The 19,015-nt window shown below is 70.1% G+C and carries 9 protein-coding genes; all 9 read right to left on the bottom strand.

Features of this window, described 5'->3' with window-relative positions; translation table 11 throughout:
• Positions 1-329 precede the first annotated feature (329 nt).
• Positions 330-3,473, bottom strand: coding sequence for an alpha-N-acetylglucosaminidase (locus tag ACZ6BB_RS23100; protein ID WP_471617059.1), 3,144 nt, complete (start codon positions 3,471-3,473; stop codon positions 330-332).
• Between the two features lie 67 nt (positions 3,474-3,540).
• Positions 3,541-4,446, bottom strand: a complete 906-nt coding sequence (locus ACZ6BB_RS23105; protein ID WP_471617060.1) for a beta-glucosidase — start codon at positions 4,444-4,446, stop codon at positions 3,541-3,543.
• A complete protein-coding gene (locus ACZ6BB_RS23110; protein ID WP_471617061.1) occupies positions 4,443-5,342 on the bottom strand; it encodes a hypothetical protein in 900 nt (299 codons plus the stop codon). The genes ACZ6BB_RS23105 and ACZ6BB_RS23110 overlap by 4 nt, the downstream gene beginning before the upstream one ends.
• A gap of 95 nt (positions 5,343-5,437) precedes the next feature.
• Positions 5,438-6,889 (bottom strand): alpha-L-fucosidase, encoded by a 1,452-nt coding sequence (locus tag ACZ6BB_RS23115; protein ID WP_471617062.1) that lies wholly within the window; start codon positions 6,887-6,889, stop codon positions 5,438-5,440.
• 11 nt (positions 6,890-6,900) lie between these two features.
• Positions 6,901-9,015 (bottom strand): GDSL-type esterase/lipase family protein, encoded by a 2,115-nt coding sequence (locus ACZ6BB_RS23120; RefSeq protein WP_471617063.1) that lies wholly within the window; start codon positions 9,013-9,015, stop codon positions 6,901-6,903.
• A gap of 51 nt (positions 9,016-9,066) precedes the next feature.
• Positions 9,067-10,128, bottom strand: coding sequence for an SGNH/GDSL hydrolase family protein (locus ACZ6BB_RS23125; protein ID WP_471617064.1), 1,062 nt, complete (start codon positions 10,126-10,128; stop codon positions 9,067-9,069).
• 167 nt (positions 10,129-10,295) lie between these two features.
• Positions 10,296-13,979 (bottom strand): beta-galactosidase, encoded by a 3,684-nt coding sequence (locus tag ACZ6BB_RS23130; RefSeq protein WP_471617065.1) that lies wholly within the window; start codon positions 13,977-13,979, stop codon positions 10,296-10,298.
• Positions 13,976-15,832 carry a DUF4091 domain-containing protein gene (locus ACZ6BB_RS23135; protein WP_471617066.1) on the bottom strand — a complete coding sequence of 619 codons (1,857 nt, stop codon included), beginning with the start codon at positions 15,830-15,832 and terminating at the stop codon, positions 13,976-13,978. Before ACZ6BB_RS23135 ends, ACZ6BB_RS23130 begins: the two co-directional genes overlap by 4 nt.
• A gap of 120 nt (positions 15,833-15,952) precedes the next feature.
• The gene (locus ACZ6BB_RS23140) at positions 15,953-18,955 is read right to left on the bottom strand and encodes a TIM-barrel domain-containing protein (RefSeq protein ID WP_471617067.1); all 3,003 of its coding nucleotides are present in this window, start codon (positions 18,953-18,955) and stop codon (positions 15,953-15,955) included.
• Positions 18,956-19,015 lie beyond the last annotated feature (60 nt).

Consider the following 19,015-nt stretch of genomic DNA (forward strand, 5'->3'; position numbering starts at 1 on the left):
AAGCGGACCTACGAGTTATGACGTAAGTCGGTCCTTGCTCTGAGCCGACCGAGAGAAAGGCGCCTGCCGGGAAAAAGCCCAGGTCAGGCGCCTTTTTCGTGCCTCTAGAAGAAGCCCGGCTTCTTCGGCGAGTACGAGACGAGGAGGTTCTTCGTCTGCTGGTGGTACACGTCTGGCAGGCTGCTGACCAGCGAAGACAGCTCCTATCGAGACCACGAGCGGGCAGCTGGCCCGGGTATGGTCCGGATCTTGACACGTATCGCGATCCGGGACGTGAGCCCGAGGCCGCGCGACCGCGCCCCGAGCCCGAGCCGGGCGGGGGCCGGGGGTCAGGAGACCGCGAAGTCCCGGAACTCCGCGATCCCACGGGTGGTGGTCCAGCCGTTCGCCGCCGTCATGAAGACCCCCACGTCCTGGGTGTCGGCGGCGCCGCCCGGCGTGGCCGTGCCGACGGTGGTCCAGGTCGTGCCGTCGGTGCTGGCCTCGCCCGTGTAGGCGGAGCCGGAGCGGGTCAGGCGCAGGAACACCGGAGCGGCGAAGGAGCCGGCCAGCCTGATCGAGTCGAACGTCCCGTCCTGGCCGGAATCCCAGGACAGCACGCATCCGTTGGACGGTGTCACGGCCAGGTTGACGTATCCGGACGAGCCGTCGGCGGACAGGTCGTTGCGCACGATCAGCCCCGCGCGGGCCCAGCCGCCGGTGCTGTCCTGCGAGACGACCTTCACCGTGGCGGTGGAGGCGGCCCCGAACGCGCCTGCGCGGTGGACGGAGCCGAACTGGTTGGTACCACCCCACAGGTCGGCCCCCGCGCCCTCGATGGCCAGCGTGGCACCTGACTGGCCGAAGACGGCGTCGTTGAAGCTCGCGGTCCGGTAGGGATCGCGCACCCCCGTGCCGGCCATCAGCCGCACCGACGCCGTGGCCGACCCCCTGGCCGAACCCGCCGAGCCGGCCGAGGCGCCGCTGCGGTACGAGGCGGTGGCCGGAACGCGGGTCACCAGATCGGCGGCGGAGCCGGTGAGGGTGATCTCGAAGGCCGCCGAGAACGTCTCGCCCGGCGCGACCGAGGCGGAGGTCACCGCCCCCACCGGCCGGGCGGTCATCCCCTCGGGCGCCGCGACGGACAGGGCCACTTCGGTGGCCGGGGCGAACCCGTTGCGGTTGGTGAACGCCACCGTGACCGTGACCGGACTGCCCTCCGCCACCGCACCCTTGGGAGAGGACGCGGTCAGCGTCACCTGGTGCGGGTCGGCGGCCAGGGTGTCGTGGACCCGCCGCGCCAGCCTGTGGACGTCGCCGCTGGTCTTCGTCGGGTAACGGTCGTGCCGGTGCGCCCAGTCGTCCTCCAGCGCGAACCAGTCGACCGTCTCCGGCGGGCGGTGCTCCTTCAAGGCGCGGGAGAGTTCTTCGAAGTACAGCTTCCAGCGGGTCAGATAGAGGCCGCCGACCAGCCCGGACCACTCCCGGTTGGCGTAGTCGTGCAACCCCTCCTCGCTGCTGGCCCGGCCGCCCCAGGTGGTGATGATCGACCGCGCGTCGTACTCCAGTTGGTCCTTCTCGGCCCGCGTGCCGCCCCAGGAGCGGGCATCGGCCAGCCACCTGCCGAGCAGGTGCTGCTCGCTGGTGGCCAGCACCTTGTCCATGAGCTTCATCCAGTCCAGCCAGACGCCGGTGAGCTCGTCGAAGCGGGCGCGGTCGGCCGTGTCGTAGGCGGCCTTGATCTGCGGCAGCAGCATCCGGCTCCGGTTGGACAGCACCTGCCGGGCCACATCGGCCAGGTCGTAGCGGTAGGCCGAGGTGTCGCGCAGCGTGGGTGCCACCTGGAGCAGTTCGCTCAGTGCCAGGTCGAAGGCGGTGGTGTCGTAACGGTCTGCCTCCGGTCCCCAGGCCGCGGCCTTGTTCGCACCCAGGCTCGGGCGGGCCCCGAACAGTCCGTCGGGTGCCTCGCTCCAGCTGTCGGCGCGGGTCATGCCGTACGCCGTGTCACCGATGATCTTCCAGGCCGCGAGCGCGTGCGGGTCCTCGGCACCGTAACGGGACACGGCGTACGAGGCGAACCAGCCGTCGAGGTCGATGGTGCCGGGTGTCCAGGCCAGGTCGGTGAGCAGGGCCAGCGCGGCGTGGTTGTTGTCGGCAGCCTCCGGCATCGCGGCGATGCCGGCCAGGGCGCTGTTCGCCTTGTCCCGCCACTTCGGGTACTGCGCCACCCAGTCGGGGGCGTTGGCTCCCATCGGGGTGTGGCCGCCGAAGTTCCAGATGCTGCCGAACGCGTACGGGGTGCCGCCCCAGTCGCTCTCCCGGTCGGTGACCGTGGTGTAGCGGTCCGACAGGCCGTCGACGACGAACATCCCGCGCTTGTCGACGGCGTCGAGGATCTCCTTGCCCGGGTTGCTCTGCCAGCCGAGGATCGCCCAGACGGCGCGGGGGTGCGCCTTGCGCAGCGCCGTCTCCACGGCCTTCGCGGCCTGCCCCACGGGCACGTCACCCGGGTTGCCGCCTTCGTGCAGCAGATCCATCTTGTACATCGTGCTGTCGCCGAAGCGCTGCGACTGGGCGCGGTAGAAAGCGGCGGCGACCTCTTCGAACGCCGTGGTCCGCGGATCGAGCCAGTCGGGTCGTTTGAAGGCGCCCCAGGTGCCCTGGGGCACGACCGCCGCGTCACCGCCGTTCTTCGCCACGAACTCGTCGGGCACGGTGCCGAAGTAGCCGGGCAGCACCGGGGTCATGCCCAGTTCCCGGACGCGGTCGGTGATCCTCGCGGCGAGGTCGGCGCGCTTCTCGATGAGCCGCCGGGACACCGGGCCGCCGAAGCCCGACATGTTCTGCAGCAGCCACCACGGCTGATGGGCCGGCGCCGGTATCCACGCCCGCAACTCCGCGTCGGAGTAACCGAAGTGACGGAAGGTGTCGTAGTAGACGGCGTCACCGCCGGTGTAGACGAGGACCTCGTTGATGCCGTGCAGGGCGAGGACGTCCAGTTCCCGTTCCCAGGCGTCCCAGTCTCGGTAGGGGCCGGTGTAGCCGTCGTTGGTGTCGTTGAGGGCGAACCGGTGCGGAACATTCGCCGATCCGGCGATCTCCCCGCCGGGGGCGGGCAACAGCCTGGGGAGGTCGAGCTGTTCGCCGTTCCAGGAGATGTCGGCCTTCGCCACCCGAGCGAGATACGTGTTGAGGCCGGTGAGCAGCACCGCCGGGCTGGTGCCCTCCACGGTGATCGCCCCGGCCCGGCCGGTGACCCGGAACCGGTCGGCACCGCCGGCGGCCAGTGCGCGCAGCGTGACCTGCCGGTGGTGATCGGGCAGCAGCCGCCGCAGCGCGACCGACGCGGGGGTCGTGTCGAACGGCTTCCCGGCCCTGCCCGCGGCCCCCGGGGCCGCGTGGGCGCCCTGTGGCGCGGACAGCAGCACCACACCGCCGAACGCGGCGGCTCCCGTCAGCAGACGTCTGCGGCTGAGGGGTTGATTGCCTGTCATGAACGTCCTCTCAAGACTTTCCGGATCCTCCGAGGCGCGGGGCGGCCTGCCGGCACCGCGGCTCGGATCAGGCGACGGTCATCGCGAAGATGTGCAGGGCGGGGACGCCGCTCATCAGGCCGTCGCTGACCTTCGGCAGGACGACGGAGCGCACTTCCCTGTCCTGCAGATCGACGCCGAAGGTGAAGAGGCTGACGGGGTTGTCGTCCCGGCCCGAAGGAGTGTTGCGGTACGGCAGCACCACCGCGGCGGAGGGGTGCGCCCCGTACCAGTCGGGGACGTCGACGGAGAAGTCCTGCTCCGTGCCGTCCGCGTACACGACTTTCCCGGGGCCCTTGCCCGCACCCCAGGTGCTGGTGCCGAGGAAGGCCAGCCGCCCGCCCGTGCCGGACAGCCGTACGGTCTGGCCGGAGGACACCACGTTGTCCTTGCTCCCGGGAGTTCCCGGCTCGGTGTCCGGCCAGGTGAAGGCGATCCCGCCGTAGGTGACCGAGGCCCCCGGGGTCAGTCCGGCCGACGCGAGCGCCTCGGCGGAGAGGCTGGAGCGCGAGCCGTCGATGTCGGCCGTGGTGGTGGCGTTGTCCAAGGAGATGCCGGTGTTGTCGAAGGCACCGGCCGGCGACCGGTACGGCAGTCTCAGCACCGAGGTCGCGCGGGTGCAGTCGGACCCGTCCCCGTGCACGTCGAACAGCGCGTGCGCGATGAACGGGACCACACCCTCGGCGTCGTCGGGAAGCCGGGTCTTCCAGGTACGGGTCACCGACCTGCCGGGCGCCACCTTGCCGAGGGTGGACGCCTGGCTGTCGGTGCCGTTCACGGAGAGGTACAACACCGTGCCGCGCAGCGCGATCCGCGTGGTGTTGGTGAGCTGGGCCGTGAGCGCCACCGCCTGACCGGGCTCGGGGGCGGCCGGCTCCAGGGCGATCGAGACGGGCGGCGTGAGGAAGTCCTCATCGGGGCGGTGGGGACTCATGCTTCCTCCACGGTGAAACGGTCGAAGACCGCGCGGACGGTCGTACCGGGATAGTTGGTGTTGACCGCGCCGGCGACCACCCCGGCGTCCAGGGCCCCGCTCGCCGAGGGCACGGTCACCCTCGCGACCTCGGTCCAGGACAGCAGGTTGGTGGTGCTGTACGCCGTGTACGTGGTGCCGGAGCGGACCAGCCGCAGCCAGGACGGATGAGCCGAACCTCCGCCGCCGGCCCAGGTGTCGAGCTTTCCGTCGCCGTCGCTGTCGGTCATGAACTCCAGGCCGAACCGCAGCGACATGGTCAGCACGGCGTAACCGCCCTTCTCGGGCGCGGTCAGATCATTGGCGACGGCGATGCCGTACTTCGCGGAGGGGTTGTCGCTGCCGGTGAGGCTGACCGCCTTGACCTGCACCACACTCGACTCGGCGGCGGAGCCGGGGAGATGGATGACCCCTTTCTCGTCGGTGCCGCCGGACAGGTCGCGGCCGCCCGCCCAGATCACCAACTGACTGCCGTACTGGCCGAACCTGGCGTCGTCGGCGGTGGCAAACGTCCGGAAAGGGGCCCGCACCTCATTGGGCTCGTAGGGCACCGTGAACGTCTTCGAGGACCGGGCGCAGTCGGCGCTGCGCCCGTCGACGTCGAAGACCGCGTGCGCGGTGAACGCCACCTCCCCGGCCACATCGGCCGGCATCGCCGTCTCCCAGCGCCGGGTGATCCGCGCGCCGCGCCGCAGGTCGCCGAGCGGGATGGTCCTCGCCGCCGTGGTGGCGCCGGGATCGATCAGATGGAGCACGGTGTTGCTGAGCGGGAAGGGACAGTCGTTGGTGAGGACCGCCGTTGCGGTCACCGTGTCGCCGGCGGCGGGCTCGGCCGGCTCCGTGGTGACGGTGAGCATGGGCCCCAGGGTGTCGAACCGGGTTCCGGTACGGGTTCCGGTACGGGTTCCGGTACGGGTCTCGGCATGGTTTCCGTTGCGGGTTCCCACGCGGCTCACCGGTCCCAGTCGACGGTGAAGACGTTGGCGATGCCGCTGGGAAGGGACGACGGGACGGCGATGTGGATCTTCCCGTCACGGCGGGTCCACCGCAGAGCGCCGCTCCTGCCGAGCAGCCGGATCCGTGAAGTGGCGCTGACGGGGATGTCTCCGGGCACCGACAGGGTGCCGCTGGGCGCACCCAGCACGATGATGTTGAACTTGCCCGGGGAGACGGTGTAGCGGATACCGAGCGGGCTTCCCTCCTCCTCCGCCCGCACCCAGGGCGTCGACCCGTAGATCGCGGGGCCGTTGACCTTGAGCCAGGCACCGATGTCCCGCAGCCGCTCCTGCATGATGCCGGGGATCGTGCCGTCCGGCTTGGGGCCGATGTTGAGCAGCAGGTTGCCGTTCTTGCTGACCACGTCGGCGAGCAGTCGGATCAGGAACTCGGAGGTCTTGTAGTCCTCGTCCGGCTCGTGCTTGTTGTAACCCCAGGAGTAGCCCATGGTCATGCAGCACTCCCACTTCTGCGGGTCCATCGTGGGGTTGGTGCGCTGCTCGTACGTCGCGAAGTCGAGGTGGCTGTCGAACCGGTCGTTGATCACCACACCCTTGGGGTGCTTACGGTTCTTGGCCTGGTTGTAGTAGTGGGCCAGCGGTTCCTCGCTGCGCCACGGCGGGTTGCCGGTGGGCCGGAACCACTGTCCGTCCGCCCACAGCAGTTCAGGGTCGTAGCGGTCGATGATCTCGTAGAGCTGCTTGAGCTCGTAGTCGCCGACGTAGTCCTGGACCGGCTTGTAGCCGGTCATCGGGATTTCCTCGTCGGTGTAGAAGTTGCGCATCGGCCGGCCCATCGCCGGGTTGAAGTACTCGCCGAGCGAGTAGTACAGGCCGGGCCGCACGGTGCCGCGCCTGCGGGCCGCGGTCATCAACTCGCCGACGAGGTCACGCTTCGGGCCGTACGCGACGGAATGACGGTCCGTCACCTTGCTCGGATACAGGGCGAATCCGTCGTGGTGCTTGCTGGTCAGCGCGAAGTACTCGGCGCCCGCCTGCTCGAACAGCCTCACCCAGGCGTCGGGATCGTACTTCTCGGCCTTGAACTGCGGGATGAAGTCGTCGTAGACGAAGTCCTGGCCGTAGGTGTCGCGGTGGTACCGCCATTCCGCGGTGTCCTTGTAGCTCTGGTACCAGAGGTACCACTCGGAGGCTATGCGCGGCCCGGAGCCGGCGGGCACCGAGTAGACGCCCCAGTGGACGAAGATGCCGAACTTGGCGTCCTTGTACCAGCGCGGCACCGGGTGGGTGTCCAGGGACGCCTTGGTGGGCTGGTAGTCGGGAATGCCGGTGCCGTTGCCGGTCAGCGCCGTGCCGGTGAGGGCCTGGGCGGTCCCGGGCGGGGCGAGGAGCACGGTGCCACCGACGGCCGCCGCCGTGGTCATGAAGTGCCTGCGACTGACTGCCATTTCAGTACCTCTCACTGGGTGGCGGAGAAGGAATCGAACACAGCGGTGGTGATCTGGCCGGGGTAGTTGAGGTTGACGGCACTGGCGACCATCCCCACGTCCCCGTCCCCGTCGCCGCTCGCGGACGGCACGGTGGCGGCGGCGATCTGCTGCCAGGCCGTGCCGTCGGCACTGGCGTAGGCCGTGTACGTGGCGCCGTCGCGGACGAGCCTCAGCCAGGCGGGGTGGTAGGAGGAGCCGCCGCCGGCCCAGGTGTCCAGGCGGCCGTCGCCGTCGCTGTCGGTCAGGAACTCCAGGCCGTACCGCGCGGACATGGTCAGCACGGCGTAGCCGCCCTTCTCCGGCGCGGTCAGGTCGTTGGCGACGGCGATCCCGGCCTTGGCGGAGGGCCCGCTGCCGGTTTGTCCGACGACGCGGGCCGTCACGGAGCCCGTGGCGGACGCGGCCCCCGGCAGATAGATGGCCGCCTTCTCGTCCTTCCAGCCGGACAGGTCCTGGCCGCCGGCCCAGATGGCGAACTGGTCGCCGTTCTGTGCGTACTGGGCTTCGTCGGTGGTGGCCGTCGTCAGGTACGGCGCCTTCACTCCGGAGGGGACGGGGGTGACCGTGGCGTCCACCTCGTCGGTGTCGAACCGAGGTCGGCCGCCCTGGCGGTAGGAGCTGCGGACCCCGAGCGGACGGGTGCCCCACTCGGCGTCGGACGCGGGGGTGACGGTCCAGGTGGTGGTGGCGCTTTCACCGGGGGCGAGGGTGCGGATGCGTGCGCCGCCCGCCGGTTCGGCCGACCAGCCGGCCGGGAGATCCAGCCGGGTACGGACGTCGGTGGCCGGCGAGCGACCGTCGTTGGTCAGGGTCGCCGTGATCTTCGTACCCTGGCCGCCGGCCCCCAGACTCGGCCGGTAGGGGGTGAGGCGGACACGGGTCGAGGGGCAGTCGCGCGCCACGCGCAGGCCGGGGAGGTCGATGGCGTCGGCGAACGCCTTCATCCCGGTGTCGTTGGGATGCAGATGGTCACCGGAGTCGAACGCGGCGGCGTAGCGGGTGGGATCGTCCGGGTCGCGCACCGCCCGGTCGAAGTCGGCGTACCCGTCGAAGACCCCGCCGGAGTCGCGGACGAACGCGTTGACCTTCTGCCGGTCGGCCTCCTTGGCCTCGGTCCACCAGTCGCCCCAGCCCCGGTAGGGGACGACGGTCGCGCCGATCAACCGCAGACCGCGGGCGTGCACGCGCCGGGCGATCTCCTTCATGCCGTCGATCACCTGGTCGCCGGTGGCACCGCCCCAGCTGAGGTCGTTGACGCCTTCGAACAGGATCACCGTCCGGGCATGGGGCTGCGACAGCACATCGCGCTCCAGCCGGTCCAGCGCCGACGGGTTGCCGTCCGTCCCGGCCGTGATCCGGTTGCCGCTGATGCCCTCGTTCAGCACTCCGGCGGTGGTGGAGCAGCCGGACAGCCGGGCCGCCAGGTAGTCGGGCCAGCGCCGGTTGGCGTTGGCCGTGGAGGACGCCCCGTCGGTGATGGAGTCACCGAGGGCCACCACGGCGCCCGCCGCGTCACCGCCCTGTACGTCGACGCCGGTCAGGAACGGGAAGGCGGAGTCGGTCCTGGTGAAGGCGTCCCCGTCGGCGTCCGAGGTGTGGTCGCCGCCGCCGTCGGCCGTCCAGTAGACAGTCTGGAGGCCCATCCAGTGCTGGCTGATGTGAGTGAGCCGGCCGGGGAAGTACAGGCTGACGACCAGGTCGCCGCGGGCCGGCATGCGGACCCGGACGGCATCGCTCACCGCCTGCTCCCCTGCGGCGATCGTCACCTCGTCCTTGCCGCCGAACCGCACCTCGTACGGTTTCGTGACGGCGGAGCCGCCGTCACCGCGCCCCACGGTCGCGTGCCCGATCGTCAGCGGCTCGGCGGTGAAGTCGTTGGTCAGCCGGATGCGCACGCTCGACCCGCCCGCGCTCACCCGCACCGGTATCCGAACGGTCACCTCCGAGGTGCCGGGGTCGTACGAGGCGTGCTGCGCCGTCGCCCAAGTCCCCGTCCACTGCCGGTGTTCGGTCTCGGCGGCGGCCGGCGCTCCCGGAAGCAGGGCGGCCAAGGTGGCCGCCACGGCCGCGGTCAGGGCCGCCAATCTTCGGCGTCCACGCAGATGTCCACAGAGATGTCCGAACACGGGTCCTCCTCAGGAACAGCCGCGGCCGAGGCCGAGCGCGGTCAGGTCGATGGAGTCGGCGAAGGCCTTCATCCCGGCGTCGTTGGGATGCAGATGGTCACCGGAGTCGAACGCCGCGCCGAGCCGCCGCGGGTCCGCCGGGTCCCGTACCGCCTGGTCGAAGTCCGCGTAGCCGTCGAAGACACCGCCGGAGTCCCGGACGAACGCGTTGACCTGCTGCCGCCGGGCCTCCGTCTCCTCGCTCCAGCCGCCCCAGGTGAAGTCCTTGTACGGCGTGATCGTGGCGGCGACGACCCGCATCCCGCGCCGGTGCGCCCGGTCGGCGATCTCCGTCATCCCGGCGATGATCTGCGCGGCACTCGCCCCGCCGAGATCGTTGATGCCCTCGAAGAGGATCAGGGTCCTGGCCCCCGGCTGGGAGAGCACGTCCCGTTCGAGGCGGTCCAGGGCCGAAGGGTTGGTCGCGGTCCCGGCGGTGATCCGGTTGCTGGTGATGCCCGCGTTGAGCACGCCGGCGCCGGGCCGGCAGGCGTTGAGGCGGGCGGACAGCAGGTCGGGCCAGCGCTGGTTGGTGTCGGGCGTCGAGAAGGACCCGTCGGTGATCGAGTCGCCGAGCGCCACCACCGACCGGGCCCTCGGCGCGGTCACATCGACGCCGCTGAGGAAGGGCCAGCTGGTGGTGGTCCAGGTGAAGGCGTCACCGGCGGTGTCGGCCGTATGGTCGCCCGCGCCGTAGTCCGTCCAGTACACGGTCTGCTGCGCCCACCAGTGATCGGTGATGTGCGTGACCTGGCCGGGCAGATGGAGGCTGACCACGAGATCGGCCAGGGCCGGCACGGCGAGTTCAACCGGATCGCTGACAGCCTGGCCACCCGCTGGGACGGTGACCGCGCGCTTCCCGCCGAACCGCAGGTCGTACGGGCGCGCCACGGCGGAGCCACCGTCGCGCAGCCCCACGGTCGCGTGCCCGATCGTCACCGGCTCGGTGGCGTAGGCGTTGGTCAGCCGAATCCGTACCCGGGAGCCGCCGACGCTGGTGTGCACCGGCATCCGTACCGTCACCTCGGACATGCCCGATACCTCGAAGTGCTCGCTCGGAGCTGTCGCCCATGTTCCGGTCCAGCCGCCTCGACCTGCCTGTGCACGTGCCTGCTGACCGGCTCCGGCGGGTACCACCGGTCCCGCCACAACGGCGACGAGCGCCAGCACCAGCGCCACGAGCCCCCTCCCGGCGGGCATCAGGCGCCAACGCCCGTACAGGTCAGCTTGGCGTCCGCCCAGTCGGCGTGATCGCTGGAGACATCGCCGTCCCCGTCGACCTCGAGGTCGAGCCAGCGGGCGCCGGAGACGTCGACGTCGATGGCGGTGCCGGCGTCGGAGCCGGACACCACCGGGCTGTCGGCGAGCATGCGGCCGTCGGCGACCACCTGGAAGGAGACGCTGCCGCCGTCACCGACCTCGTCGTCCAGCCCGATGACGGCGGTGAACCCGGTGCAGCCGCCGCCGAGATAGACCCTGACCCGGCTGTTCGCGTGGACGCCGAGGCCCTTGTCGTAGGTGGTGCCGTCGATCGTGATGGTCCGTCCGTCACCCGTCGCGGCCTCGCCGTTGGACGCGTCCTTCTCTACGGGGCCCCAGCCGTTGACCGCCTTGACCAGGGTCAGGTCGCTGACGTACGCGTCCTCGGAGAGTCCCGGCGGCGGCACCTGCACGGCCCGTTCGCCGGTGACGCTCTTCGGCCGACCAGTCTGTTCGAGTCCGGCGGTCGCGGACAGCACGGCGTAGTGAACCGGGTCGGCGGGTGGGGTCACGGTGTAGACCGCGGTCACCGACGTGCCGGGCCGGACCCGGTCGAAGCCGGTGGCGCCGTCGGTGGTCGCGGTCCAGCCGTCCGGGACGGTCAGGGACAGCTCGACGTCGCGGGCGGTGGGGGCGTCCTTCGGCACGGCGAGCGTGACGGGGACCTTGGTGGCGACCGCGGTGCTCAGGAACGGCTCGGCGTCCACGCTGACACGGGCCCTGGCGTCCGGCATGGCATAGGTCTTGGCGTCGTACGAGGGCGCGGACACCGTGTTCACCTTGATCCCGCCGGCCGTCGCGCCGAGGTCGACGAGCTTCGCCGAACCGGGGCCCGCCGCCTTCCCGGTGGACCACACCGCCAGGGCGATGGTGTTGTCGCCCTGCTCGCGCAGGAGGCCCTTGGGGATGACGAAACGTGTCTGGGGTCCGGTGTCGGGCAGGTAGCGGCCGATCAGCCAGCCGTTGACGAAGATCTGGGCGCGGTAGGCCGTGCTGCCGCCCTGGGGCTCCGCCAGGTCCAGCGCGATCGCGTTGTCCTGGCCCTTCGGCAGATCGAGCCTCGCGCGGGTGCGGTACCACCGCACACCGGGTTCCGTGGCCCCGGACCGGGCGGACAGGGTGGTGCGCTTCCAGTCGCCGTCCGGGTAGCCGGGCAGCGACCAGCCGGCCCTTTCCCCGTACAGCCCGCCGTTGTTGTAGGGGCCGCGTGCGGTGTCGACCGGGTTCTCGCCGCCGCGGCTGCCCTGGATCTTCCAGGTGACGGTGGAGGCCCCGCCGATCACCTCGGCGCCGAGGAGTCCGCGCGGTTCCTTGGAGTAGTCGTGGCCCCATTCCTCGTTGTGGCCCGCGTTCTCGGCCAGGACGGCGAGCACGTTGTCGCCGCTGTCCCTGCTGTCGCCGCTGTCCTTTAGCGTGCCAGCCGGGATGTCGAAGGTGTGCGCGCCGTCGCCGGAACTGCCCAGGTAGCGGCCGTTGAGCCAGACCGAGTACTGGCCGGTCGGGCCGGTGTTGGCGTTCAGCGCGAGCGCGGTCGCCGCACCGGTGGTCCTGAACCGGCCCCGGTACCAGACGTTGCCGTGGTGGTAGCCGTACTCGTCCATCGCCAGCACCGGCAGCGAGCCCTTGAGTTCGGCGTGGTGGGCGGTGAGGCGGGCGGCCGTGGTCCAGGTGGAGTCGTCGAAGTCCGGGGCGGTCTCCGGGGCTTCCTCCTTGTACTTCCACGTCGTCAGCTCGGGCAGCCGGACCGTGCGCGGCGCCTCGGTGACGGTGACCTTGCGGCCGTTCCAGGTCACCTTCCTTGCGTCGGCGATGACCTCGGTCTTCGCCGCCCTGGTGGAGTCACCGGTCAGCTTGAGGGTGCCGTCCGCGATCTCGGCCGTACGGACCAAGGACGGGCCGCGTACCAGAACCGGGCCGTCGGCAGTGTCCTGCCGCCACCAGTGGGCGGTCTCGGCGTCGTCGGCGATCAGCAGTTCGAGGCCGTTCACCAGCACCCGGGCCAGGCCCTTGTGGGTGTAGTTCAGCCGCAGATCGCCGCGCTCGGCGTCCCAGGTGGTGGTGACGTCGCCGTCGAGCACCTTCACCTCGGGCCGCTTCGCGTACCGCAGCACGGTCTCGCCGGTCTCGCCCGCACGCCCGTACAGCAGGGCCACCTCACGGTCGCCGATCGTGGCGTGCGTCATGATCTCCGAAGTGGAGTAGACGAGCCGCTGGTCGCCCAGGTCGTAGCCGGCGACGAGGAGTTTGGCGTCCCGGCCGTCGACGGTGATCGTGCCCTGCCGCGGCACGCGCGGATAGTCACCGTCGGCACCCGACAGGGACAGCGTCGTCTCGTCCCTGTCCTTCACCCGGGTGTCGGCGTGGCGGACGGTGAAGAACTGGGTGCCGTCGTCGGGGTTGACGCGCCGGTCGATGCGCAGCGCCTCGTCGGACGGTGCGGGCGCCTCGGCCTTGTCGGTCCGCGCCAGCGAGCCGACCGAGTTCACGAAGTAGCCGAGGCGTTTGAACTCCTGGTACTTCTCGGTGAGTTGACGGGACTCGTTGATCGGTGCCCCGTAGTCGTACGACGTGTAGACCGCGTTCGGGTCGGCGAGCCAGCCCCAGTTGGTGCCGCCGTACGTCATGTAGAAGGACTGACCGCTGACCCCGGCGGCGATGTTCATCTTGGAGAACACCCGCGTGAAGTCGGTGCCGGTGAGCTTCGCGCAGTCCTGGTAGCCGGTGCCGCCCCACGGGTCGAAGGCGCCGCCCTGGGCCTCCGGGATGATCAGCGGCGACTCGGGCTTCCACTCGTTGACGTAGGAATAGTCCGGCAGGTTCTTCCAGGCATCGGGGTCCTTGCAGTCGAAGCCCTGCGGGTAGGCGTCGAACCCGTAGATGTCGGGGGCGCCCTTGCCGCTCACCCAGTTCTGGTTGGCGCCGCCGTCGTTGACGAAGGTCGGCACGTCGATGCCGTCCTGCTTCGCCCAGTCGATGAGCGTCTGCATGTAGTCGGCGTCCTCACGGCCGCCCTGGTACTCGTTCTCGACCTGATAGAGGATCACATTGCCGGTGCCACGCGTGAGTTGGTGCCGCGCGATGATCGGGTTGATCCGGCTCATCCACTCCCGGGCCGCCTCCGTGTACTCGGGCTCGGAGGTGCGGTTCACACCCGGCTGCGTCTTGCGCCAGGCGGGCATGCCGCCGCCGGAGACCTCGGCGTTGATGTACGGGCCGGGCCGTGCGATGACGTACAGTCCCGCGCGCTCGGCCTCGTCGAGCAGCCGCTCCACGTCACGGATGCCGGTGAAGTCGTAACTGCCCGGCTTGGCGGAGTGGTAGCCCCAGTCGAAGTAGAGCGAGACCGCGTTGAATCCGCCCGCCTTGATCTTCTGCAGTACGTCACGCCAGGCGTCGGCGCTGGGCAGCCGGAAGTAGTGGAACTCGGCGCCCCAGATGTACAGGGGTTTGTCGTCGACGCGCACGGCGTACTGGTCGTAGGTGACCGTGTGCTGTTTCCCCGCCACGGGCTCCGCCACGGGCACCGTACGGGGCGGAGGCACGGCCGCTGTGGCGGCCGGAGCGGTCAGGGGCATGACAGCCAGCACCGCGGCGAGCAGCAGGGACCTCACGCGCCCTCTCATGACGTCAGCCCCTTCACCACGGCCGCCCGCGCGGTCTCGATGTCGGTCACGTTCTTCGTACGGCCGTCCAGATCCCGGGTGGCCTTGGCGAGGGCCTCGGTGAGAGCGGCGCCGTCACCGCCGTCCTTCGCGCGGAGCTGGGCGATGAGCTCGAAGTCCTCGATGCCCTCCTTGAGTTGCTCCCACCGGATGCTGGACATCGGCCCGTTCCTCCCCGGGTAGACCAGGTACTCGTCGCCCTGGGTGAAGATGTGCACGGGCTTGGTGAAGGGGTCGCTGGTCCAGCTGTTGTACGACCAGCGCAGGAACCCGTCGAGGTCGCGCTGCGCGGAGATCCACGGCAGCATCCGCGACTCGACGGCGGGGGAGTACGACAGCGTGTTGGGGTGAGCCGGAGAGCCGTACACGTAGAACGTGGTCGTCTTGCCGGCCGCCCGCCGCTCAGCCACCTTCTCCTTCGTCATCGCGTCGATGCCGCCCCAGTCCACGGACAGGTTCGACGCGACGCCCTCCGTGCTGATCGACCCGGCGACGGAGATACGGTCGTCGAAGACGGGCGCCACCTCGTGGACGAAGTCCCTGACCACCGTCATGGTGCTGATCGGCCGCTCGTCGAAGGACAGCCAGGTCTCCTCCAGCCAGTCCTTCTTCCGCAGATGGGCCTCGAAGGCGGGCAGAAACGCGCCCCACGCCTCCCGCCAGCGGTCCCCGCCCAGCTCGACGTTCTCGTAGACGGTCTTCCCGGTGCGGGTGTCGGTGTAGGTGAGGTGTTCCTGGTCCTGGAACGCCAGCATCGAGAAGGCGCCGATGCCGGGGCCGAGCCCGGCCTTCCTGGCGGTCTCGACGTACGTGTCCCAGCGGCCGAAGTCGAAGGCGAACCTGGTCCCGTTCCAGGTCCAGCCGACCATGCTGGAGTACGGGGTCGCGGTCTGCGACTGACGGGTGCCGAGGGACCACTGGTGGTGCCAGGGGTTGTCGACGATCGTCGTGTTGATGACCTTCTGTCCGCGCGACGCCAGATCACGGTTGTACGCCTCGATGAGCTTCCAGTGCTCCTTCGACCACAGCCTGACCTTGTGGCCCTGTGCGATGGTCTCCGGCTGCGCCCACACGTCGAGGAAGAAGCGGTAGTCGGCGGGGGCAGTCACGGTGGCGTCCGCGACGTCGATGGTGAGCGGGTACGTGGCCTGCGTGTCGTCGTCGACGTCGACGACGACCGTGCCCTTGTACGTGCCCGGCCTGGCGTCCTTCGGGATGCGGAAGGTGAACCAGAGCGGCTGGGCGGCGTACGCGGGCACGTCGACCGAGCCGCGTTCCTCCAGGGGGTCGCCGACGACGTCCGGGTTGCGGTCGCCGGAGACCTCCCTGGGGGAGCTGACCTGGTCGATGGTGGCCGACCAGTCGACCTCGCTCTTGGAGCGCTGCACGGGGACGTACTTCACGAACCGCACCTGGGTACGGGCGCCGTCGAGTATCGCGCCGCCCGGCCCGGTCAGGTCGCCGACCTTCGCCTTGACGTCGTCGAGGTCCTTGCCGGAGGCGATGGCGAGCTGTGCGGAGACCTGCTCGCCGCGTACGGCGTTCAGGGCCAGCTCCTTGGTGTCCTTGCCTTCGATGGCGGTCATCGGATAGCGCGGGACGCGCACCTCGGCCGAGCTCGCGAAGGCTCCCGTGGGCACCCAGGTGATGGTGTCCCTGGTGCCCATGGCGTCGGCGACCTTCACGGTCAGCCAGGTGGTGGTGGGTCCCCCGGAGTCGTCGTCGCCGGCCGCGATGACGGTGCTGGTGGTCGCGACGAGGGCGCCGGCGAGGAAGGCGGCGATGAGAGAGGGCGCGCGTGCTGGCCGTGGCATGGGTGAACCCCTATCGTCAAAAGGGTCGTCGGGTGCTGCCGAAGCTGTCGGGGCGTCACCGAAGCCGGCGGGACGCTTCTGAAGCTGTCGGGTGCTTCCGGGCGGCGATGGCCGGGAGCGTCAGGACGCTGTGACCGAGAAGCCGTCGAAGACGGCCTGGACCCGTTCGCCGGGGTAGTTGAGATTGACGGCGGAGGCGACCACCCCCGCGTCCCCGGTGCCGGAGGCCGAGGTGACCGTGGCCGAGCCGACCGTCGACCAGGTGGTGCCGTCCTTGCTCGCGTACGCGGTGTAGGTCGTGCCGTCGCGCACCAGCCTGAGGTGGGCCGGATGGTAGCTCTGGCCGCCGCCCGCCCAGGTGTCGAGCTTTCCGTCGCCGTCGCTGTCGGTCAGGAACTCCAGGCCGTACTTGTCCGTCATGACGAGCACGGCATAGCCGCCCTTCTCCGGCGCGGACAGGTCGTTGGCGACGGCGATGCCGGCTTTGCCGAGGGGGCTGACGGAGTCCTGCGAGACGATCCGCGCCCGCACGGTGGCCTTGTCACCGAACACCCCGCTCTCGTAGACGGCGGCCTTCTCGTCCTTCCAGCCCGACAGGTCCTGGCCGCCCGCCCAGATGGCGAACTGGTCACCGGCCTGGGCGAACTGGGCGTCATCGGTGGTATCGGCGGTGCGGTACGGCGCGGACACCGTGCCCGGCTTCGGCTTCACCTTCACCGGGAGGCGGTCGGAGACCTTCCTACTGCCGTCGTAGGTCACCGTTCCGGTGAGGCTGTGGCTGCCCCAGCGGGCGTCGGCGGGCGGGGTGACGGTCCACCGGGTGGTGAGCGTGGCGCCGGCGGCGAGTGACCTCGCGGTCGCGGCAGTGGTGGCCTCGGCACGCCAGCCGTCGGGCACCTCCAGCGTGGCCGTGACCCGCTTCAGTGACCGCGAGCCCCAGTTGGTGGCCGTCGTGGTCATCTCGAAGGCCTCGCCGGAGCCGGTCTCCGGCGCGTCGGGGGCGAGCAGCACGGAGGCGGCGGGAGCGTCGTCGCTCCGCAGGGCACGCAGGGCCTTGTCCGCGCCCTTCGCCTTGAGGTTGACGAAGGCGGGGGTGACGCCCAGGGGAGCGCCGTAGCCCTTCAGGTCCTTCGGACCGCGGATCACCGTCCCCTGGTTGACGTCGTACCAGACGCCCGGCGGCAGGTGTACGGTCCGCGTCGCCCTGTCGGCGACCTGCGGCGCGGCGAGGACGGCGGGGCCGAGCATCCACTCGTCGGAGACGGTGTAACTCGCCTTGTCCTTCGGGAAGTCGAAGAACAGCGGCCGCACGATCGGGTCACCGGTCTTCAGCGTCTGCTGGACCTGGTCCCAGATGTAGGGCGCGAGACGTTCGTGGCGTTCGATCGCCGCCCGGTAGAGGTCGATGGTCTCCTGGTCGTAGTCGACCCTCTGGCCGGTCGTCACGTCGATGGTGTCGACGGGTGATGTGGAGGAGTACATCACCGGCATCAGCGAAGCCACCTGAGCCGAGCGGATCAACACGTCCTTCTCGGGCGCGGGTTGGCCGCCGGAGCCGCCGATCATGTCGGTGGCGACGAAGGGATAGCCGATCGTGGAGATCGCGAGGTTCTGGGTGACCGAGGCGCGGACCGAGTCCCAGCCGGTGCCCTTGTCGACCTGCCGGGTGACGAACCCGGCCTCGTGGGCCGTGGAGTCCCAGTGCACGCGGATGCCGACGCCCTGCAGGTCGAACTCGTCGGCGAGTTCGGTGCCGAGCCGCTGGTAGTCGGTCGGCTTGTACCCGTCGCGCGGGGCGCACTTCTCGTCGAAGAAGCGGGTGTCGAACTTCAGACCGTCGATGTCGTAGTCGCTCATCAGGGTCTTGATGCGGCCGGTGTACCAGGCCCTGGCTTCCGGGTTGGCGAGGTCGATGATGCCCGCGGTGCCGTTCCACCATGTCACCGTGCACGGCTTGGCGGTGTCGGCGGCGTCCTTGAGCAAGTACCCCTTGTCGACGGCGAACCCGTAGTTGTCGGAGTCGAGGTTGATCCACAGGGTCGTCCAGAGCCCGAAGTCGAAGCCGAGGTCGTGGATCTTCTTCGACATGGCCTTCGGGTCGGGGTAGGCCTTGGCGTCGAAGGTGAGATTGCCGTAGTTCGACTCCCACTTGTCGTCGAGCTGGAGGGCGTGCCCTTCGAGCCCGTCGTCCTTCAAGTCGGTGGCGTAGTCCAGGAGTTTCTCCTGGTCGATGTTGGTGTAGAACTGCGCCCAGGAGTTCCAGACCGGCTTGGCGTACTGCTCGTACGTGGCGTCGCTCTTCGCCGGTTTCCCGACGATGCCGACGTAGTCGCGGTAGACCTCCAGCGGTGTCGACTCGACGAAGACGGTGGCTTTGTAGGGGTCGGCGGACCGCACGTCGAAGCGGCCCAGTCCGTCCTTGCCCTCATTGATTGCCACGTCCATGACATGCCCGGTGTCGACGCGGAGCCCGGCCGAGCTGGAGGTGTACCAGAACGGGTCGATCATGTTGTACGAGGCGGGAGAGAAGGTCGGGTGCTCGACCTCGCCGCTGTCCAGCGGCCAGGGCTGGTCGGTGCCGGGGCCGCCCTGCGGGGTCTCGGCCTCGCCGTGCCCGTACCAGTGGCCGGCGGAGGTCAGGTCGTAGGCGAGTCCCAGCCGGTCCGGCTCGGTTCCCTCGACGCTCCAGTCGAGTTGGTAGCGGTCGGCGGCCGGGGTGAGGCGTGCCTCGACGGTGGCCCCGTCCAGCGTGGTGTCGGCGGTCAGGGTCAGGACGCCGTCCTTCCAGCTCCAGCCGGTGACGTCGGTGGCGTGCTGCCATGCGCCGGCGGAGCGGAACCGTAAGGCACCCGTGTCGCCGCCCGCGGTGGCCAGGACGGCAGTGCCGGAGCGGTCGGTGCTGAGGGTGAGATCACCGTCGGTGGATACGTCGACGGTGTAGCCGGGGCTCTTCCTGGTGGCCGGTACGGACAGGGTGAGGGCGTCCGCCGATTCGGTCACTTCCGGCCGGGGAGCCGAATCGGCCCGCGCCGGCTGGGCGAAGGGTTCCGTGGCGGGCGAGGCGAGAGTCAGGGCCAGAGCGGCGGCAAGTGATGCGCCGAGTCTGCGGGGCTGTGCACGCACTGGTGTCCTCCAGCGGACAGGAGCAAGACGTGTCTGATCAGCTATGCAAGATCTTGTGGT

Source organism: Streptomyces sp. NPDC041108, assembly GCF_055592645.1.